Below are 16,730 nucleotides of genomic sequence, written 5' to 3'. Positions count from 1 at the left end.
AGTTGCGGTTGAGCTGTTCTTTTTTTTGTTTGAACAAGCGCAGGTGAAATGTTTTTTCCATGTATGATGGCTCGTAAATAGTACACATTATAAGCATCAAACAGGAGGTGCACAGAATTGAAAAAAACGATTAAACCCGTATTGACGTCTGTTATGGTGCTCGCATTAGGTTTCTCTTTAGCCGCATGTAGTCAAGACCATACCGTAAAACAACAAACAAGAAGAGTGGAAAACAGTCTGAATCGTGTTGAAACGAAGAACGTTCCTAATGGTACAAGAATGCTGGATAACCGACACTATGGGACTAATAGAAACTATGGTACAGATGGGACTTACTCACCGAATAGCGCTTATGCACCGAATGGAATAAATAATAATACAATGGATGGCCGCGTGACTGGCAATAATTCATCAATAGGCGCTGAGCAGTTAGTTGATCGAGCTGAGAAGGTTAGCGGAGTGAAAAAGGCGACTGTAGTATTGCATAATAAAGATGCGATTGTTGGTCTGGATATAGATAATGTGGGCAAAAAATCAATCATTGAAAAACAAGTTTATGCCGCTTTGAAAGGACAATATCCGCAATATGACATTCATGTGACCTCAGATCAAGGCATGCATCAGAAAATAAGATCAATGAATACCGATATGACAAGCGGACATCCGATCAAAACATTAGCGAATGACATTAATATTATGATTCGCGACATCGGCGATGCTTTGACTGCTCCTATGCGTTAAAAGCATTAAAGGAACGGTTGGCAGCTTCCTTGGAAGGAAGCTGCCAACCGTTCTTTCTACATATTGAATGCTGCTAGGAGGAAAAATAGTGTTCATAATCAAACGCAGCCTACTCTTATTGCTTATCCTCTTATTTATTGCAGGCTTCAGCATCCCGATAAAAAAAGATCGATTCTTTTATGAGCAAAGAGGCGAAATTGTATGGGAGGTTCCGACCAAGGATAAAAAACTTTCTTTAACCTTTGATGATGGTCCTTACCCGGAAATGACAAATAAAATATTGGATTTATTGAAAAAATATAATGCAAAGGCGACTTTTTTTGTTTTGGGAAATAAAGTTGAGCGATACCCGGAAACGATAAAGCGAGAGATTGCAGAAGGGCATGAGGTCGCTAATCATACATTTAATCATGTGTATTTCCAGCGTTCTATTAGTCAAGCGACGATTAAGGAAGAAATTGTAAGAACGGAAAATGCATTAGAGGCTCTAACGGGGAAAAAGCCGCTGCTGTTCCGCCCTCCGGGAGGCTATTACAATGAGCAGTCTATACAAATTGCTAAAGCGCTTGGCTACACGACGATTATGTGGTCTTGGCATCAGGACACGAACGATTGGAAGAGCCCTGGTGTGGACAAAATTGTCAACAAGGTGTTGAACAATGCTCGAAACGGAGATATTGTGCTGCTGCATGATTATATTCCAGGCTCAATGCAAACGGTAAAGGCTTTAGAGACGATACTGTTTGAGCTTAGCAAACGCGGCTTCGAATTCGTGACCGTAACGGAGCTCATGAATACGATGATAAATATACCGATACAGTAAATTGCCAAACGATAGCTCGGGGATACTAGGTGAGGCTATAAATGGCTGCTGCCAAGGAAGCAGCAACGGTGGTTTTGTCAGTTATGAAAATAGGCTTAAGAGTATGAATGCGCTGCGTACGGCAGCAGCGGTCATACTCTTTTTTCTGCGGCTATAAGCAGACTAGCTTGGAGGCAGATTTGAACTCGTCGAAAATAACTTCTCATACTCTAGGCTAAAGGAGAGTAGTTACGAGGATTGCTGGAGAATGAGCATAATGTTTGAGCATGAGGTATGGAAGAGACGAAATATGCATGAATCTATCTTATTTAGTATTTATAGAGCTAATTCGCTATTTCCACTTAGGTTTTCCTCTCGATTTTGCTCTGCGAATTTAACGTCAAGAAGGATTTTCCTTTATTGCTGTCGAAATTTCGTAGAGTAAGTTTTTGGAATGGGGGAAAGCAAGCTTTGAGACTTCGAAATCAAATACTGAGTGGAACTGCTGTTTTTGTTTTATTATCCGGAGGAGCCGATGCCGCATATGCGTCTATTCAGAGCAGCTCGCTAGGAAAAAGCATCAGCGTGGGAGCACAGCAATATGTGCAGTCTAATTCCATTAAAAATAAAACAACCGTTGCTAATATTGTAAATACGACTAATTTGCGCAAAGGACCTGGGCTTGATTATGATATTGTAGCCAAGGCTAAGGCGGGAGACTCGTTGCCGATCGTAGGAACTAAAGGAGATTGGTATCTCGTATCGCTTTCAGGCAGCAGCAATGCTTATGTTGCTAATTGGGTCGTAGAAACCGATGTCGTTGACAGCAGCAAGATCTCTTCAAATGCTGGACAAAATTCAAGCAGCACTGCTGAGAAAAATAGTGTACAAGATAAGAAATCGGTTGTTAGTATTGTGGACACGACTAATTTACGCAAAGGGCCAGGCCTTAATTACGAGATTGTAGCCAAGGCAAAGGTGGGGGAAGCCTATTCGATCATTGGATCGAAGGGGGATTGGTACCAGGTTTCGCTGCCAAGCGGTGGAACGGCTTATGTTGCCAACTGGGTTGTAAAGACGGGCACTGCTAGCCAAAGTGATAATAAAGTGTACATCTACCATACCCATAATCGTGAGTCTTGGAAAAATGTTTCAAGCAACACGAAGGGAGTATCCATTGATGACCCTAAAGTGAACATTACGCTGGTAGGCAAGCAATTGGCGCAGAGCTTACAGAAAAAAGGAATCCCTTCTATTATAGAAGAATCTGACTTTGCGAATAAGATGACTGAGCAGAAATTAGGCTACTCACAGGCCTACTCCATATCGCGTAAAGCTGTTGATCAAGCGATTCAATCGAATTCTTCCTTGTCTTATTTCTTCGATATTCATCGGGACTCCGACGTTCCGCGCAGCAAAACAACGGCTTTAATTAATGGGAAATCATACGCACGCATTATGTTTGTCATTGGAGATGCTAATCCAAACCATAAAGAGAACAAAAAATTTGCCGAAGCATTGATTGAACTGCTGAATAAGAAATACCCGGGCTTATCGCGAGGTATTTTACTGAAAAGCAGCCATCAAGGAAATGGGGAATACAATCAATCTATCTCAAATGGGAGCTTGCTGCTTGAAGTGGGAGGCGTCAATAATACATTACAAGAAAGCTTGCTTACAGCAGAGGCTTTTGCGAATGTATTCGCTGAATATTATAAATCTAATAAATAAAGGTAAAGATGACGACGCTCACTGAATAGATGAAACAAGTACTAGCCATCTGTGAGTTAAGAAAAAGTAGGGCGTGGGAAATGCTGCGCCCTACTTTTTTTAATAGCGAAACCCATGATCCGTGATCTTAATGTTTACTATGCATTGTACATTTATTTGAGGATATAGCTCAGGCCACCCCAATGATTTCCACGCTTTATGCGTCATGCTATTTCTGACATGGGTTCCTATTCCCAAACTGTCGGCGTTCTTCTCCTGCAGCAGTTTTACGATGCGATTTGCTTGTTGAGTTGTAATCATTGAAATTTCCTGCTCAAGCTTCTTTTTGTCAGAATCATTACTTAGTTTTAATTCACCGATGTATTCGATTACAGATGCTGTCACCTTAGCCCTTACCTCTACATTGATGTTTCCGTTTTTTTCATGCTTAATGGAAATTTTTCTTGAGCTTTTTAATGAGGATAACATTAACGCTTTACTATCTTTTGTTTGTTCGCTCAGATCCATGCTCATTTCACCATTGTCTAATTTACCATGTAAAAAAGCATAGGTCATTAAATCATCTGGATTTATTTTGCCTACATATATGTCATCTTTAAAAAGAGCGATTCCATCGAGGATGATGCTTTTCCCTGTATCTTTAATGATAGGAGCAACTGGATCAACTCCATCATCATAATAATCACGAGTAAAGGAATACAAAGTTGCATCCGATATCGTTTGATTGTTAACTTCCTTTTGAATAAGCCGATCGATATATTTGCTTGTTTGCGGGAATTCTGGATAGTTTTTTTTGTGCAAGCTTTCAGCGTCCCCGTTAACAATTATAATTTTTAATTTCTCGGCAATAGTCGGATCTCTCATGAACGTATCCATATAACTCCAAATCCCCGTTTTTGCTAATGAAAGACCAAAGAGAGTGAGGCGTGCTTGTCCGCTTACTAATATAAGATTAGTTTGTCTAGCAAATATGGTTCGGGCTTCTTTACTGCTTTCTGCTACAGTTGAAAAAAAACCCCGGTTTGCTTTTATCACAGGATTAGCAAGAGGAATACTTATTGCATTCTTTATTTTTCCATCTTCTGCTAGATCATAGCTTATGGATTGAATGAATCCAGTTTCCTCTAAAATACGCTGGTCCCTGCAGCCAATAAGTAGAATCGGGAGGATGAGCAAACATTTCAATAAGCGATTTTTATTCACTAGGCTCGCCTCTTTTTCCTTGAATTAACAAAATAACGATTAAGCACACTGGAAGCAGATAGGCCACACCTAATTCAGTAAACCCCAAAATCGCTAACCACTTTTCCGCATGATTTAATGAGTCTGAAAAAAAGGAGATGCCAAAAGAGAAAGCAAGGATAATAATCGTAATGGCTTTGTTATTAATAGAAAAAACTCTCTGGATTACTACCCTTGCACTCCACCAATACATAACTGAAGTTATAATAATGGAGAACATTAGAAAGGCATAAAGCAAATTTTCTGTCCCCTGAATGAAGGGGAATTGTATGTATGCCATCATATTGAGCAATGGAAACTGAAGTGTTTTTAAATGCTCGTGACCATAGAAACCGAAAGCGATAAAACAGATATATAAATAACTCAAGGTAACCATGAGATTGCCGATCTGAGCAGCTCTCATTAATTTGGTCTTTTTGTTGGTGTAAGGGAATAGCAGCAGACATAGCTCATACCCTAAAAATGCTATATAGATTGTAAAAAATCCATTTATTGATAAATCAGCCTCTTTAAAAACAAAGGGAGTCAACCTCGAGAATTGGAAATCATTATAAAAATAAAACATGAGTATCAGCATCCAAGTGATGAACCAAAAAAAGACGGTTGCTGCTTTTGAAATATTGTACACATTCTTGATAATTAGGAAAAATGCAAGCACAACTAATACTAGTTTTAATATCATTGGATTTGTCGTAGGAAATGCAATCATTTTAAATATAAGGATATACTGCTTGCCCACGAAACAGCCGATTAGTGCCCATAATGTAGCCAAAGTAAAATAAAAGGGATAAAGGATTAGCTTTGGTATAGATTTCTCTAGAATTTCGAATATAGATTTCCCTTTTCCTAATTGATATACACCAGAAATTAAAAGCAGATTTAAAGAAATGATCACAGAAACAAGAACCAAAGCCAGCCAGCCATTGGTTCCAAAGTTTTGAGCTAAAAGACGAGGCAGCGTAATAATAACCGTACCTGTTTGAATCATGTAGATTAGTATTGCGACATGAAATTGAGATAATTTTTCCTTCAAAAGGATCATCCTTACTTTTTCATTCTATTTCTTATTGGATTAGGTGATTTGCTTTGGGTAGGTCTATTCTTGAGAAATCTGAATGGAGCAATAATAAATGTATCCAGCCAATCCTTCGGTTGGAAGGGGGCAACAGGAGTGAGATAAGAAGAACCGAGACTAGTAATACCACTCAAATGAATGACAATCGCAGCAATCCCTATAGCTAAACCAAAATTCCCCCATATGCCTGCTAAAATAATTAATCCAAACCGAAGAAGACGAATTGATGCGCTCATAACATAAGACGGCGTAACATAGGATGTTATGGCAGAAGAGGCTACAGCAATAATGAGTATATTGCTTGTCAATCCGGCCTGTACTGCTGCTTGTCCAATAACGATACCGCCAACGATACCAATGGTTTGTCCAATTTTGGTTGGTAATCGAGCTCCTGCTTCTCGGAGTAATTCAATAGTCGTTTCCATGAAGATTGCTTCAAAGATGGGCGGGAATGGTACTCTACTTCTAGATTCTGTTAAGGTCAAGAGCAAGTTCTCGGGTATCATTTCATAATGGTAGGTTGTTATCGATACATATAGTGCAGTAAATAACAGCGTAATTGCGAGTGCAACTAGGCGTAGTATTCGACTTGCTGTACCTAGCATCCAACGTTGATTATAATCATCGGAAGATGAGAAAAACTCAAAAAACGAGTTGGGTGCGCTTAACGCTGAAGGGCTCCCATCCACAAATCCAACCACTCTGCCTGCAACTAATTTTGATGAAATTGCTTCTGGACGCTCAGAAGTAAGAAATTGCGGGAAAATCGAATAGGGAAAATCGTCAATAAACTGAAGAAGCATACTAGTATCAAATACGGCATCAATTTCAATGTTTTTAATTCTATAAACAATCTCATCCACATAATCCATATTCGCAATATCTTTGATATACAAAATATAGACGTCCGTTTTGGTGATTTCTCCGACAGATAACTTAATTACTTTCAGATGAGAACTCTTAATACGGTTACGAATTAGAGCGATGTTTACTCCTGCCTGTTCAGTAAAAGCGTCATGAGAACCGGTAATGACTGACTCTGTCTCTGATTGAGTAACAGAGCGGGACTCTACTCCGAATACATCTATTACATATACATCCTCATTAAAATAAACAGCTACTTGACCTGCTAAAATATCCTTAATGAGTACCTTGGAATCTGTAATGAATGAAAACTGTGATTGCTTTAATAGCGCAGAAACTTCTTCCTTTTGCACGTTTAATAGAGGATTCATTACTTCACGAAACAGCTTATCCTGATCCACTTGATGACTAAAAAAGACTAAATCAATATCTATTTCAGGATAATTTCTATGCGTAAGATCCGAACAATCCTTAAACTCTAAAAGTGTATGTGAAAGTTTGCTGTTTGGATTATTCATAAGGATGATTCACCTCTGATTACTAAATGTTACTGATCAGTATCTCCAACCGTAAGCTAGGTAAACAATCATTGTTCCTTAATTCAAGAAAGCTCGGTACTGGAGCCCATCTCCGAGGAACGCAACTCGATCCGGACAAGCTTTGAGAATTGAATAAATCGATCCTCGCACCTTCTCAGCATTTTGAAACGGTGAAATGTTAATTATGCGGACTTAGGCTTCCAACGATCATGGTTTGTCGGTCTAGTGAGGTGTTCAATCGAGTCAGGGAAGAACTATCCTTCTAGGTTAGTTCTTCCCTTTTTTTAATACGCCAAAGTGAGAGGCATCTGATCAGTGAACACAAAACATGAAAATCCACAAAAGCTAATTTCTCTTTTTCCAAAACCATTACGCCTTTATTATAATTAAAAGATACTCCATTTGATTACGTATTTTAGTTAAGGGAATCGTATGATAAAAGGGCGTGGAGGGAGAAAAACATAATTGAAACCTATAGTACAACTACTGCATTTTGGCTATCATCAGGCGATGAGCTGCATATTTCCTATTGCTATCTTCGGAACTTTAGCTCTCTCCAGTGTAATAGAGATCCCTTTCATTTATCGTTATGATGCCATTCTCCTTATATTGCTTGGCGTGCAATACCTCATGTACCTTAGCGGATTAGAGACGCGTGATGAAATCAAAGTAATTTGTGTATTTCATTTTATTGGCTTGGTGCTGGAGATATACAAGGTAGGGATGGGATCGTGGTCATACCCTGAGCCCGGTTATACGAAGCTGCTCGGTGTGCCGCTCTATAGCGGTTTTATGTACGCAAGTGTAGCGAGCTTTATGTGTCAGGTATGGCGGAGACTTCGGATGGACATGACCGGCTGGCCTGGGCTTATGCCTTCAGTGCTGCTAGGAGGAGCCATCTATTTGAACTTTTTTACACATCATTTTATTCCTGATTTCCGCTGGTGGCTGACGGCGCTTGTATTTATTGTCTTCTGGAAAACATGGATCATATATCGGGTAAGGACGATAACCTATCGAATGCCCTTAGCACTCGCTTTTATCATTGTAGGCTTCTTCATCTGGTTAGCCGAAAATATAGCCACATTTTTTGATGCTTGGAAATACCCTGACCAGCATCAAACCTGGCAGTTGGTTGGTTTCAGTAAGATTAGCTCGTGGTTCCTTTTAGTAATCATTAGTGTCATTATCGTTGCTCAGCTTAAATATGTTAAAGCTGGTCGAACATTATAAAACCCGATCGATTAAGATCGGGTTTTTGTATCGTTATATGCATAATAGCTCCGGATTAAGTTGCAGCGGTTGACGCTTTTTTAAAAGTTTATCTGTCTTGTAAAGGAGGGGACTGATCCATCCAGTTCCATTCATTGTTCTGGATGAACTGACTGACCGCCTGCTCAAACGATAATTCAGGTTCTCGGAAGCCTAATATGACTTGTGCTAGTTCCTTGCATTTCTCATAGGTCGGATTTAACAGCAGTTCATGGGAAAGCTAGTCGGTTCACTGCCTTTCTCGGCTGCCAGCTCCAGAAACTGCATATTAATGATTTTGACATCAACATAGCCGCCTTCATAGCTGCAAACCTCATGATTTGTGTAGGACAATCTATTTATCTTCTTACGTTCCTCAAATTCATGATCGGTGACAAGCAAATAAACGTCAATATCTGATGTCTCCTTAGCAGTGCCTTTCGCGATGGAGCCGGCTGTAATAACGGCTAGTATGTTTGGATCGAATTGCAGTGTTTCTACGAAATAGTCTAGTGATTGCTTATGGTGCGAATACATAATCTAACCTCGCCTTCATTTTTTGATGGTCAATCATGTCAAATAGATAAATTATTAAAAAACGTAATTTTTCCGAATATTGTCCATCATAAGCCGTAGATCGTTAATGGTACTTTTAATATCTACCTTGTATTGTATACTGAACTATACTAATTAATGAAGGGCGTGTGACTATTATGACAACAAACCATTCATCAAGCGAGACTACTACGAGGCATATTCCTTCTACGATGAACGCTATCATCGCATATACCGCCGGTGATTATCGATACGAAGTAGTGCCTACCCCACAACCGGGACCGGGTGAAATTCTGATAAAGGTAGAGGGCGTTGGGATCTGTGCGAGTGACGTCAAAGCTTACTCGGGCGCACCGATGTTCTGGGGCGATGAGACTCAGCCAGCCTATGTGAAGGCTCCCGTTATTCCTGGTCATGAGTTTGTTGGCCATGTTGTCGCGATTGGCGAAGGTGTAACTAAGGTCAGTATCAGCGAGCGGGTGATCTCGGAACAAATCGTACCCTGCTGGGACTGCCGGTTCTGCAATCGGGGACAGTATTGGATGTGTGAGAAGCATGATATTTATGGTTTTCAAACAAATGTAAACGGTGCCATGGCTGAATATATGTTGTTTCCCAAGGAAGCGATTGTTCATAAGGTTCCTGAACAGCTCACATTAGAAGAGGCTGTTCTAATAGAGCCTTATGCATGCTCGATGCACGCCGTTCAACGGGCAAAAATTGAACTCGGTGATGTCGTTGTCATTTCAGGAGCGGGAACCCTTGGCCTGGGGATGGTTGGAGCCGCCAAATTAAGTGGAGCAAGTACGCTAATCGTTCTGGATTTGTTCGAAGATCGTCTCGAGACGGCCAAAGCATTTGGTGCGGATATTGTTCTGAATCCGGCTAAGATCAATGTGGTGGATGAGATCAAGCGATTGACCGAGGGATACGGCTGTGATGTATATATTGAAGCTACTGGCCATCCACAATCTGTCGTGCAGGGTCTTGCGATGATTCGTAAGCTGGGCCGATTCGTTGAATTCAGTGTATTCAAGGATCCGGTAACCGTAGATTGGAGCATCATCGGCGATCGTAAGGAGCTCGATATATTGGGCTCACATTTAGGCCCCTACTGCTATCCAATCGTTATTGAAGGCATCGCAAAGGGAAGTCTGCCGACCAAAGGCGTCGTCACCCATAAGCTGCCGCTTGCGTCCTATAAGGAAGGCTTCGAGCTCGTTAAGCAGGGAAAAGATTGTCTGAAGGTACTTCTTCTGCCCGGCATATCGGAGTAACAGCATGAGCACCGATTTACTTAAGGTAATACTCGTCGACGATGAGCTGCTGGCCATAGAACATCTCCGGCATTTGGTACCGTGGCACGAGCTTGGCTTTGAAATTGTCGCTGAAACTACCTATCCGCAGCAGGCGGTTGAATTACATCGCAAACATCGTGCAGATATCGTTTTTGTTGATATTAAGATGCCAGGCATGGATGGGCTTACGCTAAGCAGGGCTCTGCTTAGCGAGGCTGGAGGTACGAAGATTGTGTTGCTCACCTCTTACAAGGAGTTCGACTATGCGAAGGAAGCAATAAAGCTGGGAATTTCAGAATATCTGGTTAAGCATGAACTAAGCGCTGATCAGTTAACTTCATTGCTCAGAATCATGAAGGACGAACTGCTAAAGCAGGATCACAAAGAACGGTTGATACGCCGCCAATTGTTTCTCGATCTCGTGAAGGGCGTCAAACCGCTTGTCGAGCAAAAGCGTCTCTGGGCAGAGAATATGAGTACGCGAAGCCAGTTTCTACTTATGTTAATCGGGGTGGATCTTCCCGTTGGCCCTTTCTCTTCAACTCATCCCTATGCTCCACCGAGCCAGCTCCAGCTTTCAGATGAAGGTACGTATGAAGGAATTATGTGTTTTGATGCCATTCAGTTGGCACCCTGCCGATGGGGAATTATTGCTACGGTTTCAGAGAAAGGCGGATACAGCCATTTTCAACCGATTACGATGTCGATAATTAGAGATATACAGCAGCGATTTAAGCGAGAGACAGGTGAGACGATCTCTGCTGTAGTTTCTTCGAGCCTCTACACGCTTGACGAGATCAAGCATAGACTTATGCTTTATGAGCGAACGCTTGCATATGCACCATTTTATGGTCGCGAGATCGTGATGCACCCAGAAACGGTCATTTTCGGTGAAGATCGAGACATACAGGAGGCGAAGGATCATCTTGAGGCGATTCGGAGGAATCAAGAGCACCTCGATTATTCAGGTGCAGAGCTTATTGCTGCTGCCTTTGAGCTGGAGATCAAACGGTTACATATAAAAGGTGTTTATTGGCTCGGGGACAAGCTGCTGAACATGATACACAATTTTCGAGCAGCGCGAAATTTGCCCCTACCAGCTCAAGAGAGGTGTGAGAATTATACGTTTTTGGAAATGAGCGCTCATCTTCAGGCCTTATACAGAGAAAATGTACAGGAATGCCAGAAGCTGGAGTACGGACGCTATTCAAGAAAGGTTAGAGAAACATTGCATGCCATAGATACTAGGTACTCAGAAGGACTGACAATTGAAGAGCTTGCGGAACAGGTAGGGATTAGTGGAGACCGACTTCGTCGTACTTTCAAACAGGAGACCGGAACGAGTGCACTTGATTATCTAACGCAGGTGCGGATCAGGGAAGCGAAGAAGCTGCTTCAATTGGAGAAATACAAGATCGGTGAAGTTGCGGAAATGGTGGGTTATCGAGACAGCCAGTATTTCAGCCAGGTTTTTCGCAAAGCCGTGGGGGTTAACCCGCTGATGTATGTGAAGCGCGGAGGACATTAGGATGAGGACAAAAATTAGAACGAAGATTATCGGAGTTACCTCCAGTATTTTATGCGTGTCGCTGCTTTTTAGCGGATTCTTTACTTATTTTTATGTTACTCAAATCATTCGTGAGCAGTCGATTCAAGACAGTCTGGTTAAATTGTCTCAAAACGGATTGCAGTTGAAGCGTATTCAAGAGCAGACACAACAAATCGCTGAGTATATTATCGTGGATACGGAAATCCAAAATCTGATCTATCAAGAAAAACCATTAAGCATTGAGGATGATTATTTTCATAAGCTGACCGTAGGGGAGAAGCTAAAAAAATTTATTGTGTTGAACGATTTTCTCATGAATATTGTGATTATTCGTTCTGATGGAGAGATTTTCTCCAATAAAAGCGGCTATGCCGACTTTTTCTCTTCCTATCAGGAACAGGCATGGTTTAATCAATTACGCTTACCCGAATCGGGTATGCGTTTTTCTGTTCCCCATGAATCTTATTTTGTAAGCCAAAGTTATTCCGCCATAAGCTATGTCGTCCCTTACAAGCGAATAGGTGAAAACGATTCGGCCGCAACGAACACCCTCATTATAGACATCAAATATTCCAATCTCTTTAACACGATGGAGAAGAGTCTAGGAAATTATGAAAGAATCATGCTTTTCAATCAGCAGGATCAGCTCTTGTATGATAGCGGTACTGGTGAATTCCCATCATTGGCGCTTCATCACCCCGAGACAGATAAGCCTATGCCAGAATGGGAGGAGAGCGCGGATTATCTCAGCATCTATAATCGATCCATGCTGGAGGATTGGGTGCAGGTCGCGGTTATTTCCAAGGATAAGCTATTTGCAAAGGTAAAATCCATTCTGGTTTTTTATGTATTGATTCTTACAGTCAGCCTGCTGCTTATGCTCTCGTTGATGTTTCCGCTTATCTCCCGAATGATTCAGCCGATATCACGTATGGTATCAGCGATGCGACGGGTATCGGATGGGAATTTAAACAGTCAGGTTTCTATAAATAGTGGAGACGAATTAGAGATTCTGGGATATGGGTTTAACCGCATGGTCAAGGAGCTGCAAGAGCATGTACATCTAGCGATGGAGAATGAAAATGCAAAGCGGATCATGCAGGTTAAGCTACTCATGGCCCAGATTAATCCTCATTTTATCTATAATACACTCAACAGTGTCATCTATCTTTCTAATGCCAATCGCAACGATGAAGCCGTGAACATTACTCGTTTACTGATCAGTCTGCTGCAGGAATCTATTCATCGCGGAGATGATACCTTCTTCTCTACGCTTGGTGAGGAGAAACAGATTGCCTCTCGCTATCTCAATATTCAGACTGTCCGTTATCCACAGCGGTTCGAAGCAGTTTGGGAGATTGAAGAAGGATTGGAGCAGGTCAAGCTGCCTAAAATGATTCTGCAGCCTATTATTGAGAACGCACTCTTCCACGGTATTTGCGCCGAGTACCGAACCGAGCTTGGCTATATCCGCATTACTGCTATACGTATCGGTGGAGACATTCAGCTGAGTATAAATGACAATGGGAGAGGCATGCAGCCTAATCAGCTATCAAAGCTTAGGTCACAGCCCATAGAGAAACCTTCTGTAGAAGGCCAAGGCATTGGACTGTCTAATATTCGGGAGCGAATTCAATATCATTATGGAAGAAAATATGATATTGCGATCGAAAGCGAACCCGGCTGTGGTACAACCGTTACCCTCCTTTTGCCAGCAGAATCGAGTATTCCATCTTAAAGTCTATCGTATACCCGGATTTTCAACAAAATACCCGGATTGTCCGGGTATTGACCTTCTTGACATCCCTTATACTTAAATTTGTAAGCGCTTGCGAAAAGCTCGCAGCATTAGAGAAAAATTGAGGAGGATTGGTCATGAGCATGAAGTCCAAAAAACGAATCACAGTTTTTGTAAGCCTGTTACTAGTAATTGCATTAGCGCTGACAGGTTGCGGGGGCAACAACACAAATGAAGCAAGTAATCCGCAGAACGCATCGGGAGATACAGGGGAAACTGCATTACCGGAAAATATGAAAGCAACGATTAAGGTATGGGATTGGGACGAAGCTTTTCTTGAATACATGATTCCTGAGTTCAACAAAGTATATCCGAATATTAAAGTTGAATACTCTATTGTCAATCCAACTGACTATTTACAGAAGCTGCAAAGCGGTATTGCTTCCGGCTCAGACGTACCGGACGTTATTCTTGGCGAAATGACGTATCGCGGTCAATTGTTTGATCTGGGTGTGCTCGCTAATCTGGAGGAAGCTCCTTATAACCTTAATAAGGATCAGCTATTCGACTACCTACTGCCGCTGCTATCTAACAGCAAGGGCGAACTGTTAGCCTTAGACCAGCAGATTACGCCGGGCGGACTTGCTTATCGTCGTGATTTAGCTAAGGAATACCTGGGAACCGACGATCCAGATGAGCTTGCGAATATTCTGACCGACTGGAACGTTTTTACACAAAAAGGAATTGAAGTGAAGGAAAAGAGCGGCGGTAAGATTGCGATGATGTCGGGACTTGGCGATGCATTCCGTGTTCTGTATGGCCAGACAGCTAGTGAATATATTACTGACAATGAAATCGATCTAACCTCAAGGGTTAAGGGGCCACTAACCACCTTGTTCCAGATGCGAGATGCTGGCATTCTAGGTAAGCTGGAAACGGATACACCTGCATGGTCTGCTTCATTCGCTAAGGGAGAAACCATATTCTACCCACTGGCACCATGGGGTCCTAAATGGACCATAGCAGCTAATGACAAAGATGGTTCCGGACGCTGGGGACTAGTCAAGGCACCTGGTGGCGGTACTACAGTTGGTGGAACATCCATCAGTGTTTATAAAGATAGTAAAAACAAAGAAGCAGCATGGGCTTATATAAACTTTGTATACTTCTCCCATGAGGGTACAAGCAAGTCCTTTGAGAAATTCGGATTCCCGCCAGGTACAAAATCGTTCTATGAGAACAACGAGTTGATCGAGAAAGGCACAGAATACGATGAATTTTTCGGTGGACAAAATATTATGAAGTACTTCTCCGAAAATGTTGTACCTGAGATGAAGGGGCAGACACAAACCAAATACGAGAGCATCGTAGGAAATACATTCAATATGCTGTATCCACTATTTACGAAGGATACAACGATCAATGCAGATACTGCTTTGAATAAATATATTACAGAGGTCAAGAACAAGGTAACTGGTGTAACGGTAAAATAAAGCGCTAATACGGTTTTACGTATAACAGGCAGCCGTCCCTTTCAAGCTTCCACTGGAGGCGGGATCGGGGCAGCTGCCTCTTATTTCAAGTCGGTATCATGGAGGAATTAGTGTGAAAAAGTCAGGCGCGGGGTATTCCCGTAAAATTCAAATGTGGCCCTATTTATTCGCTCTTCCATTCGTGCTGAGCTACCTCATATTTCAGTTGTTTCCGGTCGGCTATTCCTTCTTCTTAAGCTTGTTTGACTGGAATGGCGTGTCGGATCGTGAATTCATCGGCTTAAAAAACTATTCGGATCTGCTGTTTCATGATCCATTGTTCTGGAAATCGTTAAGAAACACGATTACCATTATGATGCTTGCCATACCACTTACAATCGGAATCGGCTTGCTGCTGGCTCAATTGACTTTCCAACTGGTGAAAGGCAAACGTTTTTTTCAGACGGCTATTTTCACTCCATACATTACAACACCTGTTGCTATTGGATTTATCTTCTCTTATATGTTTGACTGGCAGTCAGGTATTCTCAATACGATTCTAACGAAGATAGGTGTGCTGGCTGAGCCTTATTACTGGCTGCAGACACCGTTTACTGCCCAATGTATTATTGCGCTTATGTTCGTTTGGAAGAACTTCGGTTATTTTATGACAATATATTTGGCAGGCATGACCGCCATTCCACAGGACGTTTATGAAGCAGCGAAGATGGATGGCTCATCAAGTGTGAACACCTTCTTCAAGATTACATTGCCGCTTCTAAAAAATATTTCTATCTTTCTCATCGTAACAACCATTATTACGGGCTTCCAGCTCTTCGATGAGCCTAAGCTGCTTTATGGCGGCTGGGGGGCCAATACGATTGGCGGACCAGATAATGCTGCTTTGACGGTTATTTGGAAGTTTGTAGACAATTCCTTCATTTCTGATTCCCGTATGGGTTATGGTTCTGCAATGGCCTATATGCTGTTTATTTTTATTGTTATCTTCTCTCTAATTAGTTATCGCGTGACGTCGGGAAAGGCGGATAAATAATGAAAATCATTTCTCGCAGCTTTCTGATTATTTTAACGATATTATCTCTCTTTCCCTTCTATCTGATGATTGTGATGTCTACCCATTACAATGAGGATTTATTTCAGGGAATCCCGCTGCTGCCAGGCAGCTATATGTTTGAAAATTTCACAACGGTATTGAAGTCGAATTTTGTGCAGGTATATTCCAACAGTCTTATCGTATCGATCGGCTCCGTGGTGGCTGGTGTGCTGTTCAGTGTGCTGATCGGCTTTGCTATCGCCAAATATCAATTCAGGTTTAAGAAAGCACTCAATTATTTTATTGTTATTACGATGATGGTCCCTACACAGGTTGGCCTTATCGGCTATATTACGGAAATGCGAGTGTTGGGTCTTGGCAACACATTATGGCCCATTATTCTGATCTGGTTTGCGTTTCCATTCGGAGCCTTCTTCATGACACAGTTCATGCGGGATACCATACCTGATGAAGTCATCGAATGCGCGCGCATAGATGGTTGTACTGAGCCGCGTATTCTGTTTCAAATCGTATTTCCAATCATCAAATCCGGGTTAGTTACCTTGTCCATTCTGATCTTTGTCTGGTCATGGAATAACTATTTGCTCCCGCTCATTACTATTAACGATAGCAGATGGTATACGATTCCTGTATTTATATCCAATCTAGGCATCGTTCATCGTACAGATTACGCTGCGCGAATGGCTGCACTTACGATGACAACGATACCGCTTCTGATTATCTTTATCCTGGGCTCAAAAACCTTTATTAAAGGTGTAACTGCCGGAGCTGTTAAGGGCTAATACATAGGAGGAGGAA

At 41.8% G+C, this 16,730-nt stretch carries 14 protein-coding genes; 10 read left to right on the top strand and 4 right to left on the bottom strand.

Annotated elements, in window-relative coordinates:
- The first annotated feature begins 117 nt into the window (after window positions 1-117).
- From MHI37_RS22115 to spoIIP, 3 genes are all read left to right on the top strand, one after another.
- Entirely contained in the window at window positions 118-741 is a 624-nt protein-coding gene (locus MHI37_RS22115) for a YhcN/YlaJ family sporulation lipoprotein (protein WP_076337213.1), read from the top strand.
- Window positions 742-829: 88 nt separating this feature from the next.
- The gene (locus tag MHI37_RS22110) at window positions 830-1,564 is read left to right on the top strand and encodes a polysaccharide deacetylase family protein (protein WP_306010674.1); all 735 of its coding nucleotides are present in this window, start codon (window positions 830-832) and stop codon (window positions 1,562-1,564) included.
- A 450-nt stretch (window positions 1,565-2,014) separates the two neighbouring features.
- Complete coding sequence (spoIIP, locus tag MHI37_RS22105; RefSeq protein ID WP_144023692.1) at window positions 2,015-3,274, top strand: stage II sporulation protein P; 1,260 nt, start codon at window positions 2,015-2,017, stop codon at window positions 3,272-3,274.
- Between the two features lie 99 nt (window positions 3,275-3,373).
- On the opposite strand, the gene MHI37_RS22100 is transcribed toward spoIIP, so the two are convergent.
- From MHI37_RS22100 to MHI37_RS22090, 3 genes are read right to left on the bottom strand one after another with little or no spacing between them, the layout of a single operon-like run.
- Window positions 3,374-4,477, bottom strand: coding sequence for a Ger(x)C family spore germination protein (locus MHI37_RS22100; RefSeq protein WP_076337211.1), 1,104 nt, complete (start codon window positions 4,475-4,477; stop codon window positions 3,374-3,376).
- Complete coding sequence (locus tag MHI37_RS22095; protein WP_256710540.1) at window positions 4,470-5,558, bottom strand: GerAB/ArcD/ProY family transporter; 1,089 nt, start codon at window positions 5,556-5,558, stop codon at window positions 4,470-4,472. The genes MHI37_RS22100 and MHI37_RS22095 overlap by 8 nt, the downstream gene beginning before the upstream one ends.
- A 2-nt stretch (window positions 5,559-5,560) precedes the next feature.
- On the bottom strand, window positions 5,561-6,973 hold the full coding sequence (locus MHI37_RS22090; protein WP_076337210.1) for a spore germination protein: 1,413 nt from the start codon (window positions 6,971-6,973) through the stop codon (window positions 5,561-5,563).
- Window positions 6,974-7,459: 486 nt separating this feature from the next.
- Between MHI37_RS22090 and MHI37_RS22085 the strand changes: the two genes are divergently transcribed.
- Entirely contained in the window at window positions 7,460-8,227 is a 768-nt protein-coding gene (locus MHI37_RS22085) for a DUF817 domain-containing protein (protein ID WP_076337209.1), read from the top strand.
- 237 nt (window positions 8,228-8,464) lie between these two features.
- Here the strand turns inward: MHI37_RS22085 and MHI37_RS22080 are convergent, their stop codons facing one another.
- A complete protein-coding gene (locus tag MHI37_RS22080) occupies window positions 8,465-8,782 on the bottom strand; it encodes a nucleotidyltransferase domain-containing protein (RefSeq protein WP_076337208.1) in 318 nt (105 codons plus the stop codon).
- A gap of 176 nt (window positions 8,783-8,958) precedes the next feature.
- Between MHI37_RS22080 and MHI37_RS22075 the strand changes: the two genes are divergently transcribed.
- The 6 genes from MHI37_RS22075 (at window position 8,959) to MHI37_RS22050 (ending at window position 16,714) form a co-directional block, all read left to right on the top strand.
- Window positions 8,959-10,077 carry an alcohol dehydrogenase catalytic domain-containing protein gene (locus MHI37_RS22075; protein ID WP_076337207.1) on the top strand — a complete coding sequence of 373 codons (1,119 nt, stop codon included), beginning with the start codon at window positions 8,959-8,961 and terminating at the stop codon, window positions 10,075-10,077.
- Window positions 10,078-10,081: 4 nt separating this feature from the next.
- Window positions 10,082-11,626: a response regulator gene (locus tag MHI37_RS22070; RefSeq protein WP_076337206.1), complete on the top strand. Its 1,545-nt coding sequence runs from the start codon at window positions 10,082-10,084 to the stop codon at window positions 11,624-11,626.
- 1 nt (window position 11,627) lies between these two features.
- Window positions 11,628-13,385 (top strand): sensor histidine kinase, encoded by a 1,758-nt coding sequence (locus MHI37_RS22065; RefSeq protein ID WP_076337205.1) that lies wholly within the window; start codon window positions 11,628-11,630, stop codon window positions 13,383-13,385.
- 137 nt (window positions 13,386-13,522) lie between these two features.
- Entirely contained in the window at window positions 13,523-14,878 is a 1,356-nt protein-coding gene (locus tag MHI37_RS22060; RefSeq protein WP_256710539.1) for an extracellular solute-binding protein, read from the top strand.
- Between the two features lie 112 nt (window positions 14,879-14,990).
- Window positions 14,991-15,911, top strand: coding sequence for a sugar ABC transporter permease (locus tag MHI37_RS22055; protein ID WP_256710538.1), 921 nt, complete (start codon window positions 14,991-14,993; stop codon window positions 15,909-15,911).
- Window positions 15,911-16,714, top strand: coding sequence for a carbohydrate ABC transporter permease (locus tag MHI37_RS22050; RefSeq protein WP_076337204.1), 804 nt, complete (start codon window positions 15,911-15,913; stop codon window positions 16,712-16,714). The genes MHI37_RS22055 and MHI37_RS22050 overlap by 1 nt, the downstream gene beginning before the upstream one ends.
- Window positions 16,715-16,730: the final 16 nt, after the last annotated feature.

Source organism: Paenibacillus sp. FSL H8-0548 (assembly GCF_038630985.1).
Lineage (GTDB): Bacteria > Bacillota > Bacilli > Paenibacillales > Paenibacillaceae > Pristimantibacillus.
This window is presented reverse-complemented; position numbering and strand designations above follow the sequence as displayed.

Bases quoted from the DNA above. Each gene is read 5' to 3' on its own strand.
- MHI37_RS22080 (WP_076337208.1), bottom strand. From the start codon at position 8,782: ATGTATTCGCACCATAAGCAATCACTAGACTATTTCGTAGAAACACTG.
- MHI37_RS22060 (WP_256710539.1), top strand. From the start codon at position 13,523: ATGAGCATGAAGTCCAAAAAACGAATCACAGTTTTTGTAAGCCTGTTA.
- MHI37_RS22050 (WP_076337204.1), top strand. From the start codon at position 15,911: ATGAAAATCATTTCTCGCAGCTTTCTGATTATTTTAACGATATTATCT.
- MHI37_RS22075 (WP_076337207.1), top strand. From the start codon at position 8,959: ATGACAACAAACCATTCATCAAGCGAGACTACTACGAGGCATATTCCT.
- MHI37_RS22065 (WP_076337205.1), top strand. From the start codon at position 11,628: ATGAGGACAAAAATTAGAACGAAGATTATCGGAGTTACCTCCAGTATT.
- MHI37_RS22095 (WP_256710540.1), bottom strand. From the start codon at position 5,558: ATGATCCTTTTGAAGGAAAAATTATCTCAATTTCATGTCGCAATACTA.
- MHI37_RS22090 (WP_076337210.1), bottom strand. From the start codon at position 6,973: ATGAATAATCCAAACAGCAAACTTTCACATACACTTTTAGAGTTTAAG.
- MHI37_RS22070 (WP_076337206.1), top strand. From the start codon at position 10,082: ATGAGCACCGATTTACTTAAGGTAATACTCGTCGACGATGAGCTGCTG.